This is a genomic window from Gimesia chilikensis, from assembly GCF_008329715.1.
GTDB lineage: Bacteria > Planctomycetota > Planctomycetia > Planctomycetales > Planctomycetaceae > Gimesia > Gimesia chilikensis.
Genome location: NZ_VTSR01000032.1, coordinates 810,843 through 829,347, shown reverse-complemented (window position 1 = coordinate 829,347; position 18,505 = coordinate 810,843). Strand labels below are relative to the sequence as shown.

The 18,505-nt window shown below is 51.5% G+C and carries 12 protein-coding genes; 9 read left to right on the top strand and 3 right to left on the bottom strand.

From position 1 onward, the window contains the following. Positions 1 to 74 precede the first annotated feature (74 nt). From FYZ48_RS28025 to FYZ48_RS28015, 3 genes are all read right to left on the bottom strand, one after another. Positions 75 to 1,079 (bottom strand): segregation and condensation protein A, encoded by a 1,005-nt coding sequence (locus tag FYZ48_RS28025; RefSeq protein ID WP_149345762.1) that lies wholly within the window; start codon positions 1,077 to 1,079, stop codon positions 75 to 77. Between the two features lie 341 nt (positions 1,080 to 1,420). Continuing rightward, the gene (locus FYZ48_RS28020; RefSeq protein WP_228030471.1) at positions 1,421 to 2,185 is read right to left on the bottom strand and encodes a gamma-glutamyl-gamma-aminobutyrate hydrolase family protein; all 765 of its coding nucleotides are present in this window, start codon (positions 2,183 to 2,185) and stop codon (positions 1,421 to 1,423) included. A 458-nt stretch (positions 2,186 to 2,643) separates the two neighbouring features. Further along, on the bottom strand, positions 2,644 to 3,840 hold the full coding sequence (locus tag FYZ48_RS28015) for an MFS transporter (protein ID WP_149345761.1): 1,197 nt from the start codon (positions 3,838 to 3,840) through the stop codon (positions 2,644 to 2,646). A gap of 219 nt (positions 3,841 to 4,059) precedes the next feature. Between FYZ48_RS28015 and tsaE the strand changes: the two genes are divergently transcribed. The 9 genes from tsaE (at position 4,060) to FYZ48_RS27970 (ending at position 18,485) form a co-directional block, all read left to right on the top strand. After that, complete coding sequence (gene tsaE / locus FYZ48_RS28010; RefSeq protein WP_149345760.1) at positions 4,060 to 4,539, top strand: tRNA (adenosine(37)-N6)-threonylcarbamoyltransferase complex ATPase subunit type 1 TsaE; 480 nt, start codon at positions 4,060 to 4,062, stop codon at positions 4,537 to 4,539. 41 nt (positions 4,540 to 4,580) lie between these two features. Then, positions 4,581 to 5,588 (top strand): NAD-dependent epimerase/dehydratase family protein, encoded by a 1,008-nt coding sequence (locus tag FYZ48_RS28005; RefSeq protein ID WP_149345759.1) that lies wholly within the window; start codon positions 4,581 to 4,583, stop codon positions 5,586 to 5,588. Positions 5,589 to 5,685: 97 nt separating this feature from the next. Continuing rightward, on the top strand, positions 5,686 to 5,967 hold the full coding sequence (locus tag FYZ48_RS28000; protein WP_149345758.1) for a hypothetical protein: 282 nt from the start codon (positions 5,686 to 5,688) through the stop codon (positions 5,965 to 5,967). Between the two features lie 283 nt (positions 5,968 to 6,250). After that, positions 6,251 to 9,769 (top strand): DNA polymerase III subunit alpha, encoded by a 3,519-nt coding sequence (gene dnaE / locus FYZ48_RS27995; protein WP_149345757.1) that lies wholly within the window; start codon positions 6,251 to 6,253, stop codon positions 9,767 to 9,769. Between the two features lie 134 nt (positions 9,770 to 9,903). Continuing rightward, positions 9,904 to 10,506 (top strand): hypothetical protein, encoded by a 603-nt coding sequence (locus tag FYZ48_RS27990; protein ID WP_149345756.1) that lies wholly within the window; start codon positions 9,904 to 9,906, stop codon positions 10,504 to 10,506. 264 nt (positions 10,507 to 10,770) lie between these two features. Next, positions 10,771 to 11,829, top strand: coding sequence for a biotin synthase BioB (gene bioB / locus FYZ48_RS27985; RefSeq protein WP_145440413.1), 1,059 nt, complete (start codon positions 10,771 to 10,773; stop codon positions 11,827 to 11,829). Between the two features lie 180 nt (positions 11,830 to 12,009). Continuing rightward, positions 12,010 to 14,166 carry a terpene cyclase/mutase family protein gene (locus FYZ48_RS27980; RefSeq protein WP_149345755.1) on the top strand — a complete coding sequence of 719 codons (2,157 nt, stop codon included), beginning with the start codon at positions 12,010 to 12,012 and terminating at the stop codon, positions 14,164 to 14,166. A 360-nt stretch (positions 14,167 to 14,526) separates the two neighbouring features. Further along, a complete protein-coding gene (locus tag FYZ48_RS27975; RefSeq protein WP_149345754.1) occupies positions 14,527 to 15,492 on the top strand; it encodes a DUF1559 domain-containing protein in 966 nt (321 codons plus the stop codon). Positions 15,493 to 15,860: 368 nt separating this feature from the next. Beyond that, positions 15,861 to 18,485, top strand: a complete 2,625-nt coding sequence (locus FYZ48_RS27970; protein WP_149345753.1) for a tetratricopeptide repeat protein — start codon at positions 15,861 to 15,863, stop codon at positions 18,483 to 18,485. Positions 18,486 to 18,505 lie beyond the last annotated feature (20 nt).

Genomic DNA, 18,505 nt, shown 5'->3' with positions numbered 1-18,505 from the left:
GGTGTCGCGAATAAAGGGAGCCACTGATTCAAGGGAGAGAACTAATAATCCCGGCCCGGACACCTGAAAAATGACTATGCTTCCGGATGGAGTGATTCCGGATCGGTGTCGTCACTTAGACCCACCTCTGGTTGATCGCTCACAGCAGATTCGTCCTCAGGAGCAGTATCCGAAGCGACTTGATCAGGCTCAGTCTCGCCCGACTCGGGAAGTGCCTCTACTTCTACCTGAGCTGTCTGCACCATCTCGGGATCATTTGTTTCGACACTGGCAACTTCCTCTTCCGCATGCTCAGGTACCGACGCGTCAGTAGTCTCCGCTATCGGAGCGCTGTCTGAGTCTTGCGTTTCGGGCAGGGGAGCCATAATCCAGATTTCGCCGTAGTCTTCCGGCTGATCTGCCCGGAAATGATGATGACGCAGCAGTTCCAATATCGCCAGAAAGATCCCGGTGATCCGACTGCGCAGTTTTTCGCCTTCAAAGAATGCACTGAAGGCGAGTTTCCCTTCCTGACGCACGCGGGCTCCGATTCGCTCTACATATGTGGAGATTGGCGTGTCGTCATAAGTGATGCTCGACTCCTCTTCGACTTCTTTGCGTTTCACTACGCGGGCCAGCGCACTGACCAGGTCCCAAAGTTCGACCTCCTTGATGAGATCCTCTGCAGGATCCTTACCCGATTTGGGCCGTTCATCTGATAGTCGGGGATAACGCTCCTGCCATTCAGCAGCGTGTTCTTCCAGAGCGTTCGCTGCATCTTTGAACTTCTTGTATTCCAGCAACTGCTGAATCAGATCGCTGCGGGGATCGTCAATCACTTCCGCAATTTCTTCTTCTTCCGCCCGGGGAAGTACCATCCGGCTTTTGATTTCCGCAAGGGTACTCGCCATCACCAGAAAGTCACCCACCAGATCCAGATCAATCAGTTCCAGCACGTCTAGAAACTCATTGAAGGATGACGTAATCGTAGCCACAGGCAGGTCCAGAATGTCGAGCTCATTCCGACGGATCAGGTACAACAGCAGATCCAATGGACCACTGTATATCTGCAACTCGACCTTATATTGGGCAGTCGTCATAAGCTTGGTTCGGGCTCTGTCACGTAATATCGTCAGGGCAACATTACGATAACCTGTTCTCTGTCAGCGGGTTAGAATACTTATTTCAATTCAGACGGTGGGCGATTATTCGTCAGACTTCGCGCACACCAGCCTGCTATGATCGTTATCGTCAGATTAACCGTCACAAATTGAAACTTTCCCCAGCTTCGGAGGGGAAAAGAAAAATCGGCAAGTCCTGATGACTTGCCGATTTTGATTCATCGTTTTCCGATGACACAAAGCTGAAGCACCTTAAGTTCCTCTCAGCGATTTCATCCTGAACAATCGCTGGAGAAGTGCCTCCGTGATCCATTTCGGAATCACGCTGCTTTGCGGACAGGCATTTGCAGAATTTGTGGTTCTGGCTCTTCGCAGGCAGCCAGGAAGTTTTCGAAGACCTGCATATCCAGAGCGGAAGCAGAATGATTCTGCGGGTGCCACTGCACGCCGACACAGAACCAGTCTTCATCAGGTACTTCGATTGCTTCAACAACACCATCCGGTGCTGTTGCAGAAACCACAAACATTTTGGAAACATATTTCACAGCCATGTGATGCTGGCTGTTCACCCGAATTTCTCCGGGACCATACATTTTATCAACACGGGTACCAGGTACGATATCAATGATGTGTCGCAGGTTCGCTTCAACACCATCACGGTGATACATGGCACCAGGAACATCTTCTGTCACATGCTGGTGCAGTGTTCCACCACTGATGACATTCATCAGCTGCATTCCAGATCCGATGGCCAACAATGGCATTTTCATTTCCATGGCCATGGTGCAGACGCGACGATCAAAGTCTTCACGACGCAGGGGCATGGCGCGGGAAGCAGGGTGTTTTTCGAATCCCAGTCGAATCGGATCCAGGTCCAGAGCACAACCCGAAAGTACCAGGCCGTCCAGTTGTTCGAGCATTTGTTTCAAGTCATCGTCATCGGCCAGCGGGGGAACCATGACGGGAATTCCACCGGCATCGGTCACTGAGTCATAGTAGCCAGTGTAGAACCAGCTCAGTGCCTGTGTCTGTTTTTGCTCGGGGCGAAAGTCTCCGGTAATTCCGATCAGAGGTTTTTTTGACATCGAATCCATCCTTCACTTCAAGTGCACTTCCTGTGCGGTCAAAACGGGTTGGGGAGGTAACGGGATATCCCCAAAAACCGGGGACCGGAGAAAGCAGAGCGATACGCTAACGAAGTGCGTTCGAGCGGATGAAATATCCCCCCTGTCGAACGAATAGAAAATAGAATCCATTCTCTTCTAGCGGTCCGTTCCTTCGGTCCGTGTCGGACTGATGTGAATCAGTCCGTTTGAATGTCGTCTGTGAGTCAGTTCGAATCATTCAAGTGGGGGGATCTTAGTACCCCGTCTGAAGGCTGTCCAGCGAATCGATCATTTTGAGCGATTATTTTTTCAAGTTGCAGATCAGACACCATATCTTGTGTCTTGGGTGATTCGCATACCTGAATTTGCATCACAAATCGGTCTTTTTCAGGGAATTCTTTTGAAACTGGGGTTTTCCCTGCGACAGACTGGCAGGCTTAAGCCGTCTCCAAAGCTTCATTCTGTTGATTTGCCTCTGTCGACAATGCCGGCAGGGCGGACGCACCAATGGCTGCCAGCAACAGGCAGGGAATAATCGCATAAAAGGCCAGATGGGGAGTTCCCAACGAGACAAAATGACTCGTAATTTTTGCCTGAATCATTCCGCCACCTCCCCAGGCCATGCCCATGGTAATTGCTGAAGCAACACCACCACCCTTGGGAAACAGCTGATGAGAATAAGAAACCATCGCTGGACTCGTCCCCCACAACACCAGCCCGCTGGGGACCAGCAGGAGCGTCATCAACCACGTGGGACAGCCTTCCCAGCCCAACACCAGCATCAGCGGAATTCCCAACAGCGGACAGGCAATCATAAACGCTTTTTCGTGACCGGATTTGAACCGGAACGCCATCAGTAACATGCCGACACTGGCAGAAAACAGAAAGACGGATTGCACTAACCCAATTTGAAAAGCAGAAATATTCTGATCTTTAAGAATGAAAGAAATCAGCTTGTCCATCGCCATGTTTGGAACCAGCCTCAATGAACAGACCATAAACAGGAACAGGGCCAGAGGGATTTTTCCTTCCAGCATATGATAGAGTGATTGAGGTTTCTGAGTTTTATCGCGCTCGAACAGCTTTGCTGGTGGTTTTCCAACGTAGTGTAAAATCAGGATCAAACCGGCATACAAAGGAGCCAGAATCCAGACACTTTTCAAGCCCCAGGTTGTAACAATCGCACCACAGGCAATCGGTCCCAGGGCCAGTCCCATCGCGCCACCAAACATGAATAGCGACAAACTCCGTGTCCTGCGTTCGGGGATCAGAGCACCCGCGACCACCGCAGCCTCGGGATGAAAAGAACCGATGCCCACGCCCCCCAGCAATAATGCCACACACAATACCGCCACATTGGGAGCAGGTCCGACCAGAGGCATCATGATTGCCCCCAGCACAGGACCAATCCATAAAATTGAGGGGATTGGATATCGATCGCGAATATAGCCGAAAACGGGTTGCGCCAGCGATGAAGCCAGTGCATGAATTGTCAAAACCAGAAACAATGCGTTTTCCGAAAGCGAGTGTACCCGCTCCAGTTCCCCCCAGAGAGGGCCGACCACTATGGCCGAAGCATCAACGATGATGTGCGTCAGTGTGAGACAGATCAGACAGCGATAAGCGTAGGACATTTTGAGATAGAATTTCGAGGCAGGGGATCAAACTGGAGGACAGCTGTTATTCTACTGATGTGGCCCATGAAATGGAAATCGGCTGCCCTGGACCAGCTTGAGTTTTGATATGTTTTCAGCACGTGATATACAGGCACGATGCATTGTGATTTTGAGAAAAACAGGCTATACCAGCAGAAGTTCAGTGACTCAACCTTCGATATCAGGAAAGATGAATACTTGGAAACAGCGGCAGAATGGTCCTTTGACTCAAGCAGTGAAGCAGATACCCGGCGTTTAGGGGCACTGCTGGCCGTCCAACTGGTTCCAGGCACGGTCATTGCCCTGAATGGGAATCTGGGTGCTGGTAAAACCCGCCTCGTCCAGGCGATTTCTGCGGCACTGGGAGTCGATCCCGCGGAAGTAAACAGCCCCACCTTTGTTCTGGTGCAAGAGTACGAAGGTCGACTTCCGCTCTACCACTTCGACACATATCGTCTTAAAGATACAGACGAATTCCTGGAACTGGGAGCAGACGAACTATTGTATGCAGAGGGAGTTTGCCTGATTGAGTGGGCGGAAAAAGTTTCAGAAGTGCTGCCCCCTGATGTCTTGCAGATTACCATCACACACGTCTCAGAAACCGCTCGTCGCTTCGAATTCAGCGGACAAGGGCCCCGCTCAACCAGAATCATCGCCGCTCTCAAAACCACAGGCTGAAACCATAACACCATATTGCCGCATCGGCAGGGAGGCCAGACATGAAAAATCCAGCTGAGGACAAACTGCTTGTTACAGGTGCAACCGGGCTGGTAGGCAGTCAGGTAATCCAGCGGACGCTAGAACTCGGTCAACCAGCCACCGCTCTGGTCCGCTCTGTAGAGCAGGCGTCATTCCTGCAAGAGCAAGGGGTGGAACTGATTGAAGGCGACCTGACCCGTCCCGAAACTCTTCAAGGCAAGCTCTCGGGCATTAGCCAGGTCGTACATACCGCCGCCAAAGTGGGAGACTGGGGTAGGGTCGATGAATACCGTCAAACCAACGTTACCGGCTTACTGAACCTGATCGCAGCTCTCCAGGAACAATGTACATTAAAACGATTGATCCATATCAGTTCCCTGGGCGTTTATGCAGCCCGTGATCATCATGGAACCGATGAAACCGAGCCCCCTCATGCATCCGGAATTGATGGTTACACTTTGAGCAAAATCGAAGCGGAGCAACTACTCCAGCAACAGTCGATTCCTTATACCATTTTACGTCCCGGTTTCATTTATGGCCCCCGCGACCGGACCGTTCTGCCCCGAATTCTGGAGCGACTCCAGTCTGGTCAATTTGCATACCTCGGTTCTCCTGAGAAACTGATGAATAACACCTATGTGAAACACCTGGTGGATGCTATCTTTCTCGCATTGAATCAGGAACAGGCCGTCGGTCAGATATACAATATCACCGACGTTACCCTGGTCAGCAAACGGGAGTTCATCTCAACGATCGCAGAGCAGGCCGGATTCAAGTCACCAGAAAAAGTAGTCCCTTTGCCGGTAGCCCGGCACCTCGCCAAACTGCTTGAGGGACTCTGGCGCCTGCTGGGAAAGAAACAGGCCCCCATCCTCTCTCAGGCGCGTATTAAGTTTCTGGGATTGAATCTGGACTATAGCACGCTCAAAGCTCAGCATGAGCTGGGTTATGCACCACAGACGACCTATCAAGAAGCCATGTCAGAGACTATTGACTGGTTTCGAGAACAACAGAAATTGCCAGTGTAACTCTTACTTATGAATTCCCTGTGAAAATACTTGTTTTTATAGATCTCCAGAGAATGGGTATTTGACCCGACTCTCTCTTCAAGCTTAGAATAGCCACATGGAAAGTGAACTGACGTCTGCACCCGATCTGCCAGAGACAGAAACAAATCTCCCCCAGCGGAGTCGGCGGCGGTATATCATCAGCTATCTGATTCAACTGGCTATTTTCCTGACGATATACATCCTTTCCATCGGTCCCTTGTTCTGGCAATGGTTTGCTTCGTACCACTCAATGAGCTCCCCATTCTTCGCCGCATTCTACATGCCACTCTTACTGGCCTGTGACCTCTGTCCGCCCCTCGCAGATGGCGTAAACTGGTACATCAATCTCTGGATCTAAGCCACCTGACGATTCAGGTCAGTCAAGCTTGCAGCAGCTTTCAGGATCTGGTCTCCTGAAAAGAGACGCCCTGAATTCTCAGGTTTCCAACATCAAAGCTCGTCCATATCAAAAACCCAAACCTCAGTAGCGTAAGGTAGATTGACAAACCCAAGATTCCAAATACACTCGTTAACTGGAGCACTGTCGTGGAATTCTCCCCAGTGTCCTGCCTTAGATATCTCTCACTGCGCAAGCCAATAACTGCCTGGACGGCAGCCATCATACGGGAGCACGGAAACTCATGAGCGACACACGTCCTTTTGCTCACCTGCATTGTCACACTCATTTCAGCATGCTGGATGGCGCCAGCCGCATTCCGGAAATGGTCAGCAAGATCAAAGAAGCAGGCATGAACTCGCTGGCGATCACTGATCACGGCAACCTGTACGGAGCGATGGACTTTTACAGCCATTGCCGGAGCCAGGAAGTCAATCCGATACTGGGTCTGGAAGCCTATATTGCTCCCCGTAGCCGTTTCGAAAAGGGGGCTTCTCGGATGAAAGAAGCCAGTTTTCACCTGACCTTGCTGGCCCAGAATCGCCAGGGGTTCGAAAACCTGATCAAACTCTCATCCATGTCTTACCTCGAAGGCTTTTATTATAAGCCGCGAATCGACAAGGAGATCCTGGAAGCCCACAGCGACGGACTGATCCTGCTGACAGGCTGTGCCGCAGGCGAACTGTCGCACCATATTCTGGGAGAAGACTGGGAAGAGGCAGAAAAACTATGCGCCTGGTATGAAAAAGTATTCGGCGATCGCGTGTATATGGAGATCCAGAATGCAGGTCTGGAGATTCAGCGGCAGTGTATGGAAGGCACAGTCGAACTGGCCAACAAAATGGGCCTGCCCCTGGTTGCCACCAACGATGCGCATTATGTCGAACAGGAAGATGCTGTTGCCCAGGACGTCCTGCTCTGCGTAAGTACGCGTGCGGTCGTAAGTGATGAAAAACGGATGAAAATGACAGGAGACCAGTTCTTCGTCCGTACTCAGGAAGAAATGTATAACGCGTTCCCCGGCTTTGAGGATGCGGTTGCCCGCACACAGGAGGTTGCCGAGCGGGTCGACATTCAGATGTCGGACAAAAAATTCTACCCGGTATTCCAGCCACCGGATGGCATGACAGACACTCAGTATCTGCGCAAACTCTGTGAAGAACGCCTGCCCCTCAAGTACGGTGATGAACTGAGCCAGGCGCACTGGGATCGTCTTAACAAGGAACTGGGCGTCATCGAGCAGATGGGTTACTCCAGTTACTTCCTGATCGTGTGGGACTTTGTCGTCTTTGCTGAAAGTGAGAAGATCCCCTGTACGGCCCGTGGTTCGGCTTGTGGAGCCATTGTAGCTTTCCTTCTGGGAATGTCGCAGGTCTGCCCCCTGAAGTACGATCTCCTGTTTGAACGATTTCTCGACCCCAGCCGTACCGAACCGCCCGATATCGATATCGACTTCTGTCGTGACCGCCGTCAGTTGGTGATCGACTACACCAAAAAGAAATACGGCGAACGCAGCGTGGCCCAGATCGGAACGTTTGGTACACTCAAGGCTAAAGCCGCGATCCGTGACGTCGGCCGTGCGCTGGGGGTCCCTCTTGCGCGCGTCAACGAAATTGCCAAGATGGTTCCCGATTCTCTGGGGATCAAGATCAAGGATGCAATCAAGGAAAGCCCAGATCTGCAAGCCGCCTACGACCAGGATACGGAAGTAAAACAGCTGCTTGATCTCGCTATGCAGTTGGAAGGTCTCTGCCGCAGTGCAGGAACCCATGCTGCAGGTGTGGTGGTCGCCGACTTGCCGCTTTCGGAAGTCGTTCCCCTGCAGACAATCACCGGCAAAACGGATATTATCACCCAGTGGGATGGTCCTACCGTGGAATCGGTGGGGCTGCTCAAGATGGACTTCCTCGGTCTGCGAAACCTCACGATTCTGGACAAAGCCGTTCAGAACGTGAAGAAGCACTGTGGGATTGAAATCGATCCGCACCAGCTCCCTCTGGACGATGAAGAAACGTTTGCCCTGCTGCAACGCGGAGAAACAAAGGGTATCTTCCAGTTGGAAAGTGGCGGGATGCGTGACCTGCTGACCAAGATGAAGCCGGACAAGTTCCAGGACATCATCGCTACCTCGGCCCTGTATCGTCCGGGACCTCTCGAAGGGGGGATGGTGATGCAGTACGTCGATGTAAAGCACAACCGGATTCCGATCCCTAAAGTTCATCCGATCGTGGATGAAATTCTGGAAGAAACCTATGGCGTGATGGTTTACCAGGAACAGGTGATGCGGATTCTGAACCGCGTCGGAGGGATTGAGCTTTCCGCTGCGTATCGTTGTATTAAAGCGATTAGTAAGAAGAAACTCAAAATCATCGCAGAGTTCAAAGACCAGTACATCGCAGGTGCCAAAGAACGGGACATGGATGAAAAACTGGCAATCGAACTTTTTGACATGATCGAAAAATTCGCCGGTTACGGTTTCAATAAATCACACTCCACCGCTTATGGGGGTGTCGCCTATGCAACTGCGTACCTCAAAGCACATTATCCCAAAGAATTCATGGCCGCCTTGCTTTCCTGTGGGATGGAGAGCCATGAGCGAATCAACGAGCATGTCGATGACTGTCGCAGAATGAAAATTGAAGTTCTGCCTCCGGACATCAACCGGTCCGATGTGGAATTCAGTGTCGATGGCGAAAAGATTCGTTTCGGCATGGGCGCCATCAAGGGGGTCGGAGAGCAGGCCCTCGAAGAAGTAGTGAAAGAACGGGAAGAAAACGGTCAATACAGCAGCCTGTATAACCTGTGCGAACGTGTCGACCCCAAATCGTTAAACCGCAGCACCTTGGAAACACTAATCAAAGCTGGTGCGTTGAACAGCCTGGGCGGCAATCAGGCACAATTGATGCTGACTGTAGAAAGAGCCGTTCAGTCAGCTCTTAAGATTCACAAGGACCGCGCACGCGGACAGAAAAGCCTGTTCGGTGATGAGCCTGCCAATGATGAACCCGATTCTGCAGATGAGGCACTGCTGCCCGAAGCCGAAGACTGGTCGAGGGCACAGAAACTCGCCGCTGAAAAGGAAGTATTTGGTTTTTACCTGACTTCGCATCCCCTGGCTGAAATGGGCGATGCCTTGACCAAGTACGCGCAGAATAGAACGAATGAACTCGCGGAAATGGAAGACCGGGACGAAGTCATTCTAGCCGGCATGGTCTCCTCCATCAAAAATGCTGCCACCAAGAAACCCAGCAAGAACGGTCACACCCGGTACGTGAACTTTGACTTTGAAGATCCACACGGCCTGGTACGCTGCATTATGTGGCCCGAACAGTTCGCTCGCTTCGGGGAAAAGGTCAAGATGGAAGCGATGGTGATCATCAAGGGTAAGATAGACAAACGAGGCAGGGAGCCCAACGTAATTGTGGACCAGTTATTGACCCTCAACGACGCCCGCAAGCAGTTTACCGACCGGTTGGCGATCAATTTCAAGCGAGGAGTCCACACGCGACAGGATATGGTCAATGTACATGATGTGCTGACGCAGTTTCCGGGGCAAACCGAGGTTATTCTGGTCGTCGATTCCGTGGACCAGGAAAAGCCGGATACGAGCTTGAGGTACGTCTTGAACCCGCCCGGTAATCTTCGCGTGTCCTGCAGCGAGGAGTTCGAAAACCGCCTGAAAGCCACGATTGGTGAAAGTCATATCCACTTTCACACTCCAGTCGTCAAGAAAAAAGCGATTGGCGGAAGTATCGGTCGCTAAGCCCGTTGCAGCGACAAACCGTTTAAAAGTGCTGTTTTCGACTGATTTTTAAGAAATCCGGGGCTCCAGACGAACCGAAAATAAGATATAGTTGCGCTACCGGTACGGTAAATTTGCACATTCAGGAAGAAAAAATGGTTAAAAAAACATCGGGAATACTTTTGCTGGCGCTGACAGGACTCTCAGCACCATTCTGGTTTTCTGCAACCAGAGCAAACCAGCAGACAGGAGAATCCCGTCAGCCACTGCAAACTCGTCAGGCCGTTCTGCAGCAGATTCCCCCTCGTGTAAAACGAGAGTCTGAGAGAGTGAATTCCCCTCAAAAGCCTGTATCACAGGCTCAAAAATCTGACGTCATTACTGGCGAAATGGTTTCTCAGTTGACTCCCGAAGAGATTCTCACCCGGCTCGTTGGACGCTGGGAGCAGACCAAAAGCACCAGCAGACAGATCCTTACCATCGAAGAGAATGGCAAGGCGACGATGATCGTCGAACCTCAGGGACTCTGGACTGCAGTCCTGGGAGACCGTGTCACGATCAATATTGAGTGGAGCCTCAATCAGGGGAAACTGACACTGAGAACCGTTGGCGGAAGTCCGGAGAGCAAAGTAGATTACATCAAACAACTCTGGGGAGAAGAATTTGTCCGGGAAATTCATAGTATCGAGAACAAAATGTTCACACTGCGGGATGACTCCGGCGAAGTGAATCAAAAATGGATCCGCACTTCCTACTGATCAAAACTTCCGTTTATCCCGCCAGTTACGCTTCGATGCCTCTCCGAAACTTGTACTCTCATCTATTTCGCCTATCATAGAGGCACATGGCTTCTGCCTCTGATCTTGCGAATTCAGGCAGGACGCTCAAGATTCACCTTCTGTTGCATTTTCTCTATACAGAAATCCACACACCGTAACTCAGACGGGTGAAGAAGCGTAATTAAGAGGCTGGCACTTCAGCCAGTGACACCAACGTTGTTTACTACTGAAAGATCTTTTTTAATGAGCACTCAGGTTCCCACATCTTCTTCTCGCTGGCAGTCGCTGGCGGACCAGGTTTTATCCGGTTATCAGCTGACCCGTGAAGAGGGTCTGGAAATCTTAAATTCATCTGACGATGAGCTCCTGGAATTGCTGGCAGCCACCTATCGGGTAAGGCAGAAATACTTTGGGAAACAGGTTCAGCTCTATTACCTCAAAAACGCCAAGAGCGGACTTTGTCCAGAAGACTGCGGTTACTGCTCACAGGCCCGCGGATCCAAGGCAGACATTCCCAAGTACCGTATGCTGAATGAAGAGAAGCTGCTCGAGGGCGCTAAGGCCGCCGATGAAGCTAAAGCAGGTACTTACTGTATCGTCGCCAGTGGACGTGGCCCCACCGACAAAGAAGTGGAGCACGTTGCCAGTGTGGTAGAGAAAATTAAATCAGAATACGATCTCCGCATCTGCTGCTGCCTGGGCCTGCTTAATGAAGAACAGGCACAGCGTCTGTCGCAGGCCGGTGTAAACCGGATCAATCACAACCTGAACACCAGCCGCGAATACTACGATAAGATCTGCTCCACTCATACGTATCAAGATCGCCTGAACACTCTGAAAGTGGCTCGGGAAGCAGGAATGGAACTCTGCAGCGGACTGATTGTCGGCATGGGAGAAACGCTGGAAGATATCGTCGATGCCACTTTTGAGCTGCGTACCCTGGAAACCAAATCGATCCCGGTCAACTTCCTGAATTCCATCGAAGGTACCTCACTGGAAGCGGTGGATGAGCTCGACCCCCGTCACTGCCTCAAGGCACTTTGCCTGTTCCGCATGGTTCATCCCTCAACGGAAATCCGGATTGCAGGCGGACGCGAAGTAAACCTGCGTTCGATGCAGGCCATGGGGCTCTATGCTGCGAATTCCATGTTCGTCAGCGACTACCTCACAACCAAAGGGCAGGCCGCAGAAGCAGATTATGAAATGATTTCTGATCTCGGATTCGAAGTCATTGTATCGGGCCACGAAATGGATGCATCCTCTGAAGCCCCCGAACTGGCAGGACAAACCGAGTCCCGCTGAGCCCGCTTTATTATCGGTCCAGGAGGGTTTTGTGAATTTCACAAAGCCCTTATCTGGATTGAGGTTGTAAGAATAACGCTCCCAACGTATGATTCCGCCTTCGGATTGAGTGCACGGCGTACAGACCTGCTCAATCTGCGGGAATGGAATCCATCATCTTAGAGTCAGGGAGCACCTGAAATGAATTCAGGCAGACTGCGTGCCAGCGATCTTTCCAACAGCTCGGCAGCCGAAAACGAAACCACCCCCACCTTCAAGATTTTTCCGAGTACGGAAGCAGCCCCCTTTGATCACCCCGATCAACTGTTGAAGGGCATCGCCCGCTCACGCGATTATCTGCTCTCTCTGCAGGATCCCGACGGCTACTGGTGCGGCGAACTGGAAGGAGACTCGATTCTCGAATCAGAGTACATTCTGCTCCTCGCATTCCTCGGCAAACAGCATAGCGAAGAAGCGATCCAGTGTGCCAATTACCTGCTGGATATCCAGATGCCAGAGGGGGGCTGGAACATGTACCCCGAAGGCCCCATTGAAATCAGTGCTGCAGTTAAAGCCTATTTTGCCCTGAAACTGACGGGCCATTCGCCCGACGCTGAGTACATGCAACGGGCTCGTAAAGCGATTCTGGCAGCAGGAGGAGTCGAAGCCGTCAACAGCTTCACACGGTTTTACCTGGCACTTCTGGGGGTTATTCCCTATTCAAAATGCCCCGCTGTCCCTCCCGAACTGATGCTGATTCCACGCTGGATGCCTTTCAACATTTTTGAAATGTCAGCCTGGTCCCGCACCATTCTGGTACCTCTCAGTATTCTCTGGGAATATCGCCCCTCGGTCACACTTCCAGAAGACCAGGGGATCAACGAACTGTTTACCGGTTCCCCAGAGAACTACCCTCGGAACGTCCCGAAATCAGAGGCACTCGATTCCCTCAAGAAAAAAACCTGGTTCGACTGGCACCGCTTCTTTCAAGTCGTCGACCAGGGCTTCAAACTGGTCGAAAACCTGGGGATCAAGCCTTTTCGTAAACGGGCAGTCAATGAAGCCTATCAATGGATGCAGGAGCGATTCGATCACAGTGATGGACTCGGAGCCATTTTTCCTCCAATCATCTGGACTGTGATCGCCCTAAAATGTCTTGGAGAGGATGAAAGCAGCCCTGATATCCAACGTGCCTTGAAAGAACTCAAAAAACTACAGATCAAAGACGGCGACCGCATCCGCCTGCAGCCCTGTAAATCCCCCGTCTGGGATACCGCCATCAGCACGATCGCACTTCGGGAAGCAGGCGTCTCCAATCGTCATCCGGCCATCCGTCAGAGCGTAAAATGGCTGCTCTCCCAGGAAGCCAGAATTCCGGGCGACTGGGTCAATTCAAGTAAATCCCAGACTCCCGGAGGCTGGTACTTTGAATTCAACAACGAGTTTTACCCCGATGTCGATGACACAACGATGGTCATCATGGCCCTGCGTCGTTGTCTGCCCAAAAACCTCAAACAGGATCAATGGCTGACCGACTTCCTGGTCAATCCTGAATGGAACCCCTACGAAGAAGACCTGGATACAGAAGCGATTGTCGCAGGCAGAAGTGAGTCACGCGAACAGGCCTTCGCGGACCTGGAACTGTTACAACCAATGATCGGCGCCATCCGCAGAGGCGTGCACTGGGTCCTGGGAATGCAGAACAAAGATGGCGGATGGGGCGCATTTGACCGGGACAATGACCGGGAATTATTCACACAGGTCCCCTTTGCCGATCACAATGCGATGGTGGATCCGAGTACCGCCGATTTAACGGCCCGGGTCCTGGAAGCATTCGCCGATGTCCAGCTTCCCATCAGCCACCCCGCCACGCAACGCGCGATTCAGTACGTCTGGAGCGAGCAGGAAGACGATCACTGCTGGTACGGTCGCTGGGGAATCAACTACCTCTACGGTACCTGGCAATCGATTGTCGGTCTGGTTGAGATTGGAATCCCCGCGGACGACCCTCGAATTGTCCGCGCAGTGGGCTGGTTGAAGTCAAAACAGCAACCCAGTGGAGGCTGGGGCGAGACAGCGGACAGCTATGCTGATCCCTCCTTACGCGGACAGGGAGAGGCTACGCCTTCTCAGACCGCCTGGGCTCTAATGGGTCTGATGGCAGCAGGAGAAATCGATTCCGCTGCAGTTCGTCGAGGTATTCACTACCTGCTGGAAACCCAGAAGAATGACGGTAACTGGGACGAAGAACCATTTACCGGAACAGGCTTCCCCAAGGTCTTCTATCTCAAATACCACCTGTACCGCACCTATTTTCCGCTAATGGCTTTGGCCCGATTTGAACGCCTGCGTCGTTGAAAAAATTGCATGCCAATATTTGCAGAAATATAGGGTTCACCCCTATGCACAGAACTCCACGTTCGTCAAAAAAACAAATTTCCTGATAAAATTCAGCAAAATAAACGCCTGAAAAACAGGGACTTGAGGCCAAAACATACACACCTGTCTCCTGCCGAAAAAATATTTTAATTTTTTCTTAAACTAAGAACAAGCAATGCTTGTTTCCTCTTCATCGCAGGTATATTTTTCTACTGCGACTGCTATCCATCCAGACTGCGAAGTCTACCAAATTGCTCGCCGATGGATTGGCAGTTCGACTGCACAGGCAGTTCAAGCAGGCGCCCTCTAAACCCAACCTTAAGACAAACTGGAGTTAAGATGAAGAGTCGTAAAGGAACCTCAAAGCGTGGGTTCACATTGATTGAGTTACTTGTCGTGATTGCCATCATCGCAATCCTGATTGCACTGCTTCTGCCCGCCGTACAGCAGGCCCGTGAAGCAGCTCGTCGTTCTACCTGCAAGAACAACCTGAAGCAGATCGGCATCGCTATTCACAACTACGCCGATACTCACACTGTTTTCCCACTCGGTTATGTCAACCAGACCAGCAGCTCAACTGACTTTACCTGGGCATGGTCTACCTTCCTGCTGCCATTTGTCGATCAGGCACCACTTTATAACGCAATCAACCCGAATGGTGGTCTGCTCTTTCCCGCAGCAAACACCACCTACAACGGTCAGCCCGCTTTACAAACAGCAATTCCTGTTTACCGCTGCCCATCGTCTGTCGTACCTGTGATCAACAACCAGCGAACTGACAGCGTTCCCAGTGGTTACGGCTCTCTCAGCTATCCAGCCGTTTCTGGTCACGTAGCTGCTCTGACCGGAACCCCGGTTACCACCTACCAGGACAAGGGAACATTTTACCCCCGCAGCAGTGTCCGATTTCGTGATTTTACTGACGGAACATCCAACACAATTCTGGTTGGCGAACGTGCCTTCCAGTTCACAGGAACTGTCACTCAGCAGCCATACGCTGCCATCTGGGCCGGCGGACGTACTAACAACATCGGTACCAGCGGAATCATCACCAGCCTGAAAGAAGACAGCCTGGGTGTCGTTTCTGATGCAACTCGTATCAACCTGAAATCAGGTCCTGCTCATCGTGGATTCAGCAGCCAGCACGTAGGTGGTTGCCACTTCCTGCTGGGTGATGGTACTGTTCGCTTCATCAGCGAAAACATCAACTCTTCTGACTACAATTCATCCAATGGCCCCGCAGCCATGGGAACTTATCAGAAACTGGCGATCATCAATGATGGACAGGTTCTGGGCGAATTCTAATCGCGACAGTATCAGTCACCGTTGAGGTTTCCTCAACAGCACTGTTCATAAACAGGCAGGCTCTCAACCCGAATCAGGGAAGCGAGACCTGCCTGTTTTTTTATGATTTCTCCAGTGCAGCACTGAACAGGAATTGCAGGAAATTCCCTCCCCAAAATATTTTCTTGTTGCACAACTGGGAAAAATCAGATATCGTTTTCTTCTGGCTCTCCTGCTCATGAATGACACCTGACGATTACTGCGATAGTCCACGAGTGATATACTTCCATGTTCGGGAGAGGAACTGTTTCTGTTCCTGGGCATAAGTATTACGTTTCAATAGTCGCGAGTCGCTCCGCGAATTGAACTTTCCCAGGGAAGGGGCGCTTATGCAACGAGTGCATCGTTTCCGAGTCTGGCCTGACGTTTCGTTATCGCTGCTGGTTCAGCTTCGCTCACTGACTCTTCGCACTCGCCCTCTCTCTACTCTCTGCTTCTTACTCTGGTCCCTGACAATCGCGACTGAATTATCAGCGTCGGAACAGGAAGACTGTGAGCACCTTCTCCTGACCGGCCAGTATCAGGCTTGCATTCAAGCATCTGCCCTCGCCATTGAAAAAAAGGCGTACGGCTCCGAATGGCCGCTGGTCAAAGCACAGGCTGAACTTGCCGTCGGACAATACGCTGAAGCCCAGCAGACGATAAACGCTGGCCTGAAACGCTACTCCTGGAGCCTGCCTTTACGATATCTTGCCTGGCAGATCTACCACCTGAATAATGAGCACGAAGCTGCAGACGCGTTTCTGAACAGCGTTCATGAACTCGCCAGCCGTTCTGCCTGGCGCTATACCGATGCTGACAGTCTGGTGGCGCTGGGACAGGCTTCCCTGCAACGGGGAATGGACCCTGGTCAGGTACTCGAAACTTTTTTTGATCGTGCCATCCAGGAATATCCCGACCAGCGAGCTGCCTGGCTTGCCAGTGGGAATCTCGCTTTAGCTAAGCACGATTATGCTCTGGCCAACGAAACTTTCACAGCGGGACTGAAACAGGTCCCCAAGGATCCAGATCTCCTCTTCGGACTTTCACAGGCATTAGCACGCTCCGACTCTCAACGCGCTGCTGTGCTCGCCGCCGAAGTTCTGGAAATCAATCCCCGCCACATTCCAGCACGAATGATGCAGGTTGGCCAGCTGATCAATTCGGAACAGTATGAGGCGGCCAAAACGGAACTGAATCAGATCCTTTCGATCAATCCTCATCTGGCGTCTGCCTGGGCCAGCCTGGCTGCGATCGCCCATTTTGAAAATCGTCCTTCAGATGAAACCGCCTATTACTGGCAGGCCTTAAGTCATCACGATCAAAACCCGCATGTGGACTACCTGATCGGCAAAACACTCTCGGAACATTATCGGTTTTCAGAAGGTGCCACCTACCAGAAACAGGCTCTGGAAAAAGAAGAAAAATATCTGCCGGCCCGAATTCAACTCGCACAGGACCAGTTAAGACTGGGACAGGAAGTCAGTGGCTGGGGGCATGCCCAACAGGCACACAACCAGGACGGTTACGATACGACTATATTTAATCTGCTGGAGCTGAAAGACCAGTTGGCCCAATTTAAAACTCTGGAAGATGATTCCTTCATCATTCGCATGGAAACCAGAGAAGCAGCAATTTACGGTGAGCAGGTCAAAGCTTTGCTCCATGAAGCCAAACAATCGCTCTGTCAGAAATATGGTCTCAAACTCAACCAGAAAATCACTGTCGAAATCTTTCCCGATCCGGATGATTTCGCCGTGCGTACGTTTGGTATGCCCGCTGTCTCAGGCTATCTGGGAGTCTGTTTTGGCAAAGTTATTACCGCCAACAGTCCCGCTTCGCAGGCCGATCATCCTGCTAACTGGCAGTCTGTGCTCTGGCATGAGTTCTGCCATGTCGTCACCCTGGAACTCACCCACAATAAAATGCCCCGCTGGATCAGCGAGGGTATCTCAGTGTATGAAGAACGTCAGAAGAATGCGTACTGGGGCGAGACCATGACTCCCCAATATCGCGAAATGATCCTGCAGGGAGAAACCACGCCCATCAGCCAGCTGAGTAGCGCATTCATGAACCCCAAAAGCAGTCTGCATATTCAGTTTGCGTATTACCAGTCATCCATGGTTGTGGAATACCTGGTCAGAAATTTCGGTCTGGAAACCGTACGTGATATTCTGGGTGACCTGCAGGCAGGCATCCCCATCAATGTTGCTATCGAACGTCGCACAAAGATACTGGGAGAACTGGAAGAAGAGTACGCAGTCTGGCTGAAACAGCAGGCACTCGATTTTGCTCCCCGAGCAGACTGGTCCGAACAGGACCTGCGACCGCTACTCAATGACGATACCAAACGCTTCGATGACTGGATTCGGGAACATCCTGACCATTTTCGAGGTCTGATGGCCTATGCAACGATTCTTTCAGAAGAAAACCGCACAGCTGAACTCGAAACCACCCTTAGAAAACTGGTGGAAATCTATCCTGAATATACCGGAGCAGATAACGCTGCCCAACAACTGGCTCAACTTTACCAGAATCAGAAGCGTTTCGCAGAGGAACAACAGATTCTGGATGAGCATGCCCGCATCAATCCTGACGCATTGGGAGTCTACCAGAGGTTGATCGAACTCTATCAGCAGCAGGGAGACTGGTCTGCCGTTTATCAGACGGCCCGTCTGGCCCATGCAGTGAATCCCCTGAATCAGGACACACAGCTCTCGCTTGCCATCGCCTGTACCAGGCTGGACAGGCGGCAGGAAGCGATCCAGGCCTACCGGGCGATTCTGGCATTAGATCCCCATAATAAAGCTGAAATACACTACCAGATAGCCCGTCTGCTGAAATCAGAGAACCAGCAGCAGGCAAAACGACACACACTGATCGCGCTCGAACAGGCCCCCCGTTTTCGGGCTGCCCACCTTTTACTCCTGGAATTGACAACAGAGAATACCACCCCACGCTCGCAACGGAACTGACATGTAAATACAGAGGCTCG